General features: G+C 34.6%; 8 protein-coding genes. All 8 read left to right on the top strand.

From position 1 onward, the window contains the following. The first annotated feature begins 134 nt into the window (after window positions 1-134). Window positions 135-1,244, top strand: coding sequence for a glycosyltransferase family protein (locus AC4MRQ_RS23505; protein ID WP_491200172.1), 1,110 nt, complete (start codon window positions 135-137; stop codon window positions 1,242-1,244). 82 nt (window positions 1,245-1,326) lie between these two features. After that, complete coding sequence (locus AC4MRQ_RS23500) at window positions 1,327-2,547, top strand: EpsG family protein (RefSeq protein ID WP_491200171.1); 1,221 nt, start codon at window positions 1,327-1,329, stop codon at window positions 2,545-2,547. Between the two features lie 120 nt (window positions 2,548-2,667). Further along, window positions 2,668-3,798 (top strand): hypothetical protein, encoded by a 1,131-nt coding sequence (locus AC4MRQ_RS23495; RefSeq protein ID WP_491200170.1) that lies wholly within the window; start codon window positions 2,668-2,670, stop codon window positions 3,796-3,798. A 21-nt stretch (window positions 3,799-3,819) separates the two neighbouring features. Then, on the top strand, window positions 3,820-4,959 hold the full coding sequence (locus AC4MRQ_RS23490) for a sugar-transfer associated ATP-grasp domain-containing protein (protein ID WP_491200169.1): 1,140 nt from the start codon (window positions 3,820-3,822) through the stop codon (window positions 4,957-4,959). Between the two features lie 148 nt (window positions 4,960-5,107). Then, window positions 5,108-6,130 (top strand): ATP-grasp domain-containing protein, encoded by a 1,023-nt coding sequence (locus AC4MRQ_RS23485; RefSeq protein WP_491200168.1) that lies wholly within the window; start codon window positions 5,108-5,110, stop codon window positions 6,128-6,130. Continuing rightward, the gene (locus AC4MRQ_RS23480) at window positions 6,123-7,217 is read left to right on the top strand and encodes a glycosyltransferase family 4 protein (RefSeq protein ID WP_491200167.1); all 1,095 of its coding nucleotides are present in this window, start codon (window positions 6,123-6,125) and stop codon (window positions 7,215-7,217) included. Before AC4MRQ_RS23485 ends, AC4MRQ_RS23480 begins: the two co-directional genes overlap by 8 nt. Next, window positions 7,198-8,445 carry a glycosyltransferase gene (locus AC4MRQ_RS23475; RefSeq protein WP_491200166.1) on the top strand — a complete coding sequence of 416 codons (1,248 nt, stop codon included), beginning with the start codon at window positions 7,198-7,200 and terminating at the stop codon, window positions 8,443-8,445. The genes AC4MRQ_RS23480 and AC4MRQ_RS23475 overlap by 20 nt, the downstream gene beginning before the upstream one ends. A gap of 150 nt (window positions 8,446-8,595) precedes the next feature. Then, window positions 8,596-9,166: hypothetical protein (locus tag AC4MRQ_RS23470; protein WP_491200165.1), on the top strand; the 571-nt coding region annotated here is incomplete at its 3' end.

Below are 9,166 nucleotides of genomic sequence, written 5' to 3'. Positions count from 1 at the left end.
ACAGACTCGACATTTTAGCAAAGAATCATCCCGTGTTGTGATTTCTCAAATAAGAAGATTTATAATGATGTTGTTTTTAGCACGTTGTTGAGAGAAGAATACAAGGATAATTAGAAAGAAAAAATACCACTTTTATGTGCAAGAAAATATTAATTGTTGGCAGTTCATTTTACCCTCAAAACTCACCTCGTTCGTTCAGAACCACAGAGTTAGCAAAGGAGTTCTCCAGGCAAGGCAATGATGTTACCGTTCTAATACCTAAGAATGATGTGGAGCACCCCGAATTTGAGGAAAAATTCGGAGTACGAATAAAAGATATTGGGACATTGCGATGGAGGCACGCTGATTTTGGAAAATCAAAATTGGGTCGACTCATGACGCGGGCCAGTAAGCGCATTCTGTCTTTGTTTTTTGAATTTCCAGATATTGAGTTGTTATTTAAGATCAGGAAGGCTTTAAAAAAAGAACACGGGTACGATTTATTGATATCTATAGCAGTCCCTTATCCTAATCATTGGGGGGTGGCATCTGAATGGAGAAAGAATAAAAATATTGCCAAAACATGGGTTGCTGATTGTGGAGATCCTTTCATGGGTAACCGTATGGATAGTTTTAATAAACCTTTCTATTTTATGTATGTAGAAAAGTGGTTTATGCGGAAGACGGATTATGTAGCTATTACAAAAAAAGACTTTGCAGTTAATTACTATCCGGAGTTTCATCCTAAAATGGTTGAAATTCCACAAGGATTTAATTTTAATGACGTAAAAATATTTGATTCAGAAATTAATAATTCTGTACCAACGTTTGCTTTCGCAGGAGGTCTGTTTAGTACCGGTCGTAATCCATCCGTATTGTTAGATTACCTGGTAAAGCAACCAAAAGATTTTAAATTTATTTTGTACACCAGGTCTGTCGATCTCGTTTCTCCATATCTTGAAAAATCGGAGGGTAGAATTGAAGTCAGGGACTATATACCACGTTCAGAACTTCTATATAATCTAAGTCAGATGGATTTTCTGGTCAACTTTGAATATAACCCAAAGGAACAGTCTCCAAGTAAACTGATTGATTATGGATTGTGTAAGCGACCAGTATTAAATATTATCTCAAAAGACTTTAATCCTGAAGTTGTAGATCAGTTTTTAGATGGCAACTATGAAAATCAATTTGAAATGCCCGATATGGATCAATACAAGATTGAAAATGTATGCGATAAATTTCTTTCGTTAATACCTAATTAAAGTAGTGTTAATACGAAAAGACATACGGAATAGACAATTAGGGTTTTCATCTATAATTAGAAGAAGTGACCTCCTATTGTTCATGATCTGGCCTTTAGGAGCCTTAATTCATGCGTTCAGGTATTATCGATGGCCTGGTTCAAAAGTGCTATTCTGGTTATTCTGTATCTTTTTCGGATTCTTGTTTATTTATGCTGATCCTTATACAGAAGGAGCTGCAGACTCAGCCAGGACTGTTGCTAAATTAATTGCACTTCATCAAAAGCCAATTGATTTAGGACAACTGATTTCAATGTTTTATGATTCAGATGGTGGATACACCGATCTTTATCAGCCGATAACCTTATGGATTACTGCTTTCTTTACTGATGATCCAAGGTATCTGTTTATGATTTATGCTATTGTTTTTGGATATTTTTATTCCCAAAATATATGGTTGGTTTTAAAGGTAATAGATAAGAGAATAACCGTTTTTACCATACTGTATTTAATTGCCTTCATATTGATTAATCCCATTTGGAATATTAATGGGGTGCGCATGAATACAGCTATGCATGTATTTTTATATGGATTGTTGACTTATTTGCTCTTCAATGACAAAAGCAAATTACTTTGGTGCGGTGTAGCAATCTTTATCCACTTTTCGTTTGTTTTTCCACTGATCAGTCTAATAATTTATTTGATAACACCCCGAAAAACAGGCGTGTTATTTATTCTGTACGTGGTTAGTATGATGATCAATATAGTTGATCTGGAGTATGTAAGAAACTTGCTTAGTTTTCTGCCAGGCGTTTTTCAGTCGAGGGTAACGGGTTATACTAATTTGTCGTATTATGAAGCAATAAGCTTGCATAGATCAAGTCTGAACCTCCAGGTAATTTTGGTTGAAAATTTCGGAAAATGGCTTATACACTTATGGGTATTTGTGGCTTATCTAAAATATAGGACATGGATTAAGCACAATGAAACCTTGAGACGGTTATTTAACTTTGTGTTACTTTTTGGGGCAATGGCAGGTATTGCAAGTTTGGTGCCATCGGGCGGACGATTTACCGTTATTATCAGTTCAATAGTGTATGTTATTGTAGTAATGCTGCATACCAAAATTCAATGGGATGCTTTACTGCAATTTGTTAGTAGAATTACGCTGATACCCGTGTTGTTTATTATACTTTTTCAGATAAGAATGGGTTTTCAATTTATGGGGGTAATTACCTTGCTGGGAAATCCTGTTTTAGCTTTATTTGTTGATAAACAGACCCCATTTATTGAACAGATAAAAGGGTTACTCACTTTACTTTAATGGGTTTAGATAATTCTAACAGAGACATAAAAAATCTGAATTGAATTTAATTCCTGGTGTACCCCAACAAACCATTATCGTATTCATGTATCAATCACAATTGGTGTAAAAAATCAAAATATGAGTATTCGAACGTTAGCTAAATACTACACTAACTTTAAGGGGTGGAGAACTAACCGTAAAATAATTGTTATTGAATCTGATGATTGGGGTAGTATCCGAATGCCATCAAAGGAAGTGTATCAGAACTGTCTTAAAAACGGTTATCGTGTTGATAATAATGTTTATGAGCGTTATGACTCTTTAGCCAGTGAGCAGGATTTGGAATTATTGTTTGATTTATTGAAATCATTTAAGGATAAGCATGGGAACTCGCCCATTATAACTGCCAATTGTATGGTGACTAATCCTGACTTTAAAAAGATTAGAGAAGATAATTTTGAAAGGTATCATTATGAATTAATTAGTGAAACATTTAAAAGTTACCCAAATCATGCAAATAGTCTTTCATTATGGAAGAAAGGTTCAGAAGAAGGTGTCTTTTATCCTCAGTGCCATGGACGAGAACATGTCAATGTTAGCCTGCTGATGGACGCACTTCAAAGAAAAGATGAAGATGTCTTGTTTGGATTTAATAATAAAATGCCGGGATGCATCTCAAAAGGCGGCTTAAGAGCTGGAAATGTGTATGTAGAAGCGATGAAGGCCAATTCCTCATCTGACAAAAAAGAAAAGCTGGAGATTTTTAAGGAGGCGTTGGATATTTTTAAAGATACTTTTGGTTACAAATCTTACACCCTTACACCGCCAAATTACGTGTGGAGTCCCGATTACAATTCAGAAGTACTAAAAAAAGGGGTTAAATTTATTCAAGGTATCAGAAAGTATATAGAACCTGTTGATGGGCAAAAAAATAAACATCATAGGGTCTATTTGGGAATGAAAAGTGAGGGTGGACCACAGTTCTTAGTAAGAAATGTCACTTTTGAACCATCGATTTACAGCGCAACAGAGGAGAAGAATATAGATAAGTGTCTGCGCGAAATAAAGATTGCCTTTGACATGAAGAAACCTGCTATTATATCAAGTCATAGAATTAACTATGTAGGTTATCTTGTCACTGAGAACAGAGATAAAAGTTTAGTAATGTTGAGGAAGATTATTAAAAGTGCCTTGAAGAAATGGCCGGATATTGAATTTATGACATCAGAACAACTGGGAAAGCTTATGGAAATTAAAGAAACATCTTAACTTCTTAAAATCAAGTATACTATGTATAAACTAATCTTAAATGAAGGGATTTTTACAACAAAAGAGAAGTTAAAACGAGTTGTTAAGTACTACCTGAAACTTAGGGGGGCTCGGATTCCATGGCAAAAAGTCTTTAAAAGAGTTTTTAGTCAGTTTCCCAAATATGGGCAAGCCTGCAGCAAGGAAGTTGAGGAGGAGCATATTGCTTATTGGAAAAAATTTCAGAGCAAATGTGATTTATCAACCTTAAGGCTTTGCAGTAATCTCTCAGGAGTTGATGATTACCGTTATATACCTGAAGATATATTTGTAGCAGATATTGAACCCACCTTAAATAACATTCCGGAAGCCAATTTTTTCAATTTTAAAAGTTTTTATAATCAATGGTTTGACAAGCAGTATTTAGCAACTAATTTTATACACAATATCTCTGGACAATGGTTCAATACTAATATGGATCTGATTGAATTTTCAGATGTAAGAAAGATAGCACAAGATTTGACCTATCCAGTAGTTGTCAAACCCAATAAAGATACTTATGGGGGTAACGGTGTTTCTATCTGTGATTTACCTGAAAAATTGATTGAGCGTATTGAAGATGAAAGTGATATATTGGTGCAGGAGTTTATTTATCAGCATGAATTCTATCAACAGTTTAATCCTTGTGGAATTAACTCAATGCGTGTTAACCTCTATAAATCTGTACGTGATAATAACTGGCATGTGGTTAACAGATCAATAAGGATGGGTGTTGGCGGTTCTTTGGATAATATATCAGCTGGAGGTATTGCCTGCTTAATTAAACCCGATGGGCATTTGAATGGGTTTGCCTTGAATAAAAATGGAGAAAAATATTATACCCATCCAGATACCAAGATACCTTTTGATATAGAGTTGATTGAGTTGGAAGAAATGGAAAGAGCAGCTAAGCAAATCGCTTCTAAAATATTCTATACACGTATTGTAAGTCTGGACATGTGTTTAGATCATAAAGGGCAATGGCGCCTTATTGAAGTTAATGTTAACAGTACAACTATAAGGGCTTCTCAGCATCATGGCGGACTTTTCTTCGGAAAGTATACAGATGAGGTGGTTGAGTATTGCATCACTAACCATTGGGCTCTGCAAAAGGAATATAAGTTTCGAGAATTACTATCGTAATCAACAATGTGTATTGTATTTTACGACCGATCTATACTTGAGAAAAATATGAAACAAACATGTACATTCAATTATTCCTGTTACACGCAGGTTAATAATTGAATTTACCTGATAGTTCCATCTGATCTTTAAAACAAAACCTAAACGCATGAAAATTGGTATAGTTGATAATCCCTATTCAATGGGACATTTATGGATAGATTATTGCGAACAGAAAGGAATTCCATATAAGCGGATTAATTGTTATGAAAGTAATGTGGTTGCTCAAGTGAGTGACTGTGATGCTTTTATGTGGCATTACCACCATGCTCACTCAAAAGATGTTTTATTCGCGAAGGAATTGTTATATTCTCTTGAGACAGCGGGAAAATCGGTGTATCCAAATTTCAGAACCTCATGGCATTTTGATGATAAACTAGGCCAGAAATACCTGTTAGAAAGTCTGAACCTGCCAATTGTACCAACTTATGCCTTTTATTCAAAAAAAGATGCGTTTGATTGGTTAGAAAAGAAGTCATTTCCAATCGTTTTTAAACTTAGGGGTGGTGCAGGATCGTCAAACGTCAGGATAATCAGGAATAAAAAACATGCTAAAAGAATTGTAAAGACTGCTTTTGGAAGAGGATTTAGTCAAAACAATAAATGGCTTGGAATAAAGGAACGTATACGTAAATTTAGGAATAAACAAGATAGCTTATTTAATGTTGTTAAAGGGATTATTCGATTTGCCTACTTAACAAAGTTTGAAAAAGTTGCAGGGCGTGCCAAGGGTTATGTATATTTTCAGGATTTTGTTTCTGGTAATGACTCTGATACGAGAGTGATTGTAATTGCAGGCAAAGCTTTTGCAATTAAGCGTTTAGTGAGGGAGGATGATTTCAGAGCATCCGGTAGTGGACATATTGTTTATGAAAAATCTCAGATTGACGAGAATCTGGTTAAACTGGCATTTCAAATAACAGATAAATTAGGAAATCAATGCAGTGCCATAGATTTTATCTATGATAATGGTGAGCCCAAGTTGGTTGAGGTTAGCTTTGGTTTTACACCTGAAGCATATGGTAAATGTCCTGGGTACTGGGATAAGGATATGAACTGGTTTGAAGGTAAGTTTAATCCTTATGGATGGATGGTTGAAGAAGTTTTAAAGCCGGTTAATTCATATGCATAAACAAAGTATATGTTTGTTAATACCTTCTTTAAAAGTAGGAGGAATGGAACGCGTTATGAGCCAGATTGCCAATTACCTTGCAAAAAAAGATGAATTTACGGTAGATCTGGTAATGTATGGAAAAAAGCCTACGGTTTTTTTCCCTTTAGATGATACCATTAATACTTATTCATCTGGTATAGAGTATCAAGAGAAAAAGAGAATCTGGTTTAGCATTAAAACACTTTTATATATCAGGAAAAAAGTACGGAAACTTAATCCTGATATTGTAATTAGTTTTGGTGAAGTGTGGAATAGTTTTGTTCTGACGGCTTTGTTAGGAACTTCATATCCTGTTTTTATTTCTGATCGATGTAAACCAGACAGGAAATACAACCAGTTAAATGCATTTTTAAGAAAATGGTTATACCCAAAGGCTACTGGTATCATTGCACAAACCGAGTTTGCAAAGCAGTTTTATTTTAAAAGCAAATTAAACTCAAATATTGCCGTAATTGCCAATCCAATTCAAGAAAAGAATAAATTGGTTATGCAACGTCAGAATATTATTCTTTCGGTTGGCCGATTAATTCAAACCAAACATCATGATCGTTTAATTAAAGTTTTTTCAAAGCTGAATGCTCCTGATTGGAAGTTAATAATTGCAGGAGGGGACGCTTTGAAACAAAAGAATATGGAGAAATTGAAAATATTGGTGACTAAGTTGGGATTAGATGATCGGGTTTTTCTTGCTGGTGAAATAAAGGATATAGATCAATATTATTATAAAAGCAAAATTTTCGCATTTACATCGAGTTCTGAAGGTTTTCCAAATGTTGTTGGAGAAGCAATGCTTGCAGGCCTGCCAGTTGTTTCCTATGATTGTGTTGCCGGACCTTCAGAAATGATTAATGAAGGTGAAAATGGATTTCTTGTTCCCTTATTTGATGATCAGTTGATGCAAGAGAGAATACAATTGTTAATTGATCAAGAAGGCCAACGTGAAAGAATGTCTGAAAAAGCTCAACTGAGCATGACTAACTTTTCTATTGAAAATATTGGAGATAAGTTTCTTAAATTTATTTTGGATGAAAGTACTTCAAATTAATATTGCGGTTAACAAAGGCAGTACAGGTAGGATTGCAGAGGATATTGGTGCAACCCTGTTAAGTAAAGGGCATGAGAGTTATATTGCGGCCGCTGAAACTTCTCAGGATAGTCAATCACAAGTTATACCAGTTGGACACGTAGTCGATCGAAAAATTCATGGTTTACAGTCCCGTTTATTTGATCGGCATGGATTTGGTTCTGAATGGGCTACAAAGAAGTTAATACAGAAAATAAAGTTAATTGATCCTGACCTGATCCACCTCCATAATATTCATGGTTATTACTTAAATATACAGGTACTATTTTGTTACTTAAAACAAATACAGAAACCGGTAATATGGACATTTCACGATTGTTGGCCGATTACTGGTCATTGTGCATATTTTGATAGAGTGGATTGTAAACGTTGGGAGGTACAATGTTATGAGTGTCCGCTAAAAAAACGATATCCTTCCAGTTGGTTACTGGATCAATCAAAAAGGAATTATCTGGATAAAAAAAGCTTGTTCAATGGTCTTAATGAATTATTAATCGTTACTCCGTCCAACTGGCTCGCAGGGCATATACCTAAATCCTTTTTGAAAAATTACCCGGTTAAAACGGTCAATAATGGAATTGATTTAGAAGTTTTTAAACCAACGATGGCTAAGGAGGTTCATAAAAAATATGATATTAAAGGACATATTATTTTAGGCGTTGCAAGTGTGTGGGATAAGCGTAAGGGTCTGGATGATTTTGTGAAGCTTAACGAATTAATACCCGATGATTATCAAATTGTATTGGTCGGATTGAATTCTAAACAAATAAAACAGATTCCTGATTCAATAATTGCCATTGAAAGGACTGAAAATATCATTCAGCTTGCAGAGTTATATGCAGCTGCAACAGTTTTTGTTAATCCTACCTATGTGGATAATTTTCCAACAACAAATCTTGAATCCTTAGCTTGCGGTACCCCTGTTATTACTTATCATACAGGAGGAAGTGCGGAGGCAATTGATGAAAGAACCGGTATCGCACTTGATAAAGGTGATGTAAAGGGCATTGTTGACGCTATTAGAACGATTTCACAGGATAGTTCTGACTATTCACAGGAATTGTGCAGGAACAGAGCTGAAAGGTTGTATTTAAATACGGATAGGTATTTGGATTATCTTGATTTATACAATGAGTTATTAAAAAAATCAAATTTGAAAAAAACTAATTCTGAGGTGCTGGCTCGATAATATGTTTCGGTTAATTGTTCTTTTATAATGTTAGTATCAGAATGAATGTAGAATTGAATTTAACAAACCTCTTCAAAAGCTTAACCCGAATTGAATAATTTACCGTCATTATAAGAGAATGTGGATGATTATTCAATATGTAAAAACCTCATGATGAATATAACCGGAAGATTGAAAAATACTTTGACCCTCAACCTGAAAAATCTATTAGGAAAAAGTACTCATCGTAAGATTGTTGTGATTGAGTGTGATGATTGGGGAAGTATTAGAATGCCTGATTCTAAAACCTACGATAAGCTGTTATCCAAAGGTTTTGCCGTTGATAAAAGCAGATATAATAAATTTGATACTCTGGCAAATTCCGAAGATTTGGAACAGCTCTTCGATATAATGCTTAGTGTCAAAGATAAAAATGGTCATCCGGCTGTTATGACACCAGTCTGCAACATGGCAAATCCTGATTTTGATAAAATTAAATCTTCAGAGTTCTCGAGTTATTTTTATGAACCATTTACATCTACATTAGAAAAATATTATCCTAATGAAGATACTTTCTCTGTATGGGAAAGAGGAATTTCTGAAGGCATTTTTATTCCCGAATTACATGGTAGGGAGCATATTTCAGTTCAATTATGGCTGGATGCATTGCAGAAAAAAAACAGTCATGTGCTTGATGCATTTGATTATAGATTTACAGCTGTTCATACTCCTTCTATCAATC

The organism is Carboxylicivirga sp. (assembly GCF_982718395.1).
This window is presented reverse-complemented; position numbering and strand designations above follow the sequence as displayed.

What these genes read in the sequence shown, in the direction of transcription:
- AC4MRQ_RS23505 (WP_491200172.1), top strand. Translation starts at nt 135, where the DNA reads ATGTGCAAGAAAATATTAATTGTTGGCAGTTCATTTTACCCTCAAAAC.
- AC4MRQ_RS23500 (WP_491200171.1), top strand. Translation starts at nt 1,327, where the DNA reads ATGATCTGGCCTTTAGGAGCCTTAATTCATGCGTTCAGGTATTATCGA.
- AC4MRQ_RS23495 (WP_491200170.1), top strand. Translation starts at nt 2,668, where the DNA reads ATGAGTATTCGAACGTTAGCTAAATACTACACTAACTTTAAGGGGTGG.
- AC4MRQ_RS23490 (WP_491200169.1), top strand. Translation starts at nt 3,820, where the DNA reads ATGTATAAACTAATCTTAAATGAAGGGATTTTTACAACAAAAGAGAAG.
- AC4MRQ_RS23485 (WP_491200168.1), top strand. Translation starts at nt 5,108, where the DNA reads ATGAAAATTGGTATAGTTGATAATCCCTATTCAATGGGACATTTATGG.
- AC4MRQ_RS23480 (WP_491200167.1), top strand. Translation starts at nt 6,123, where the DNA reads ATGCATAAACAAAGTATATGTTTGTTAATACCTTCTTTAAAAGTAGGA.
- AC4MRQ_RS23475 (WP_491200166.1), top strand. Translation starts at nt 7,198, where the DNA reads ATGAAAGTACTTCAAATTAATATTGCGGTTAACAAAGGCAGTACAGGT.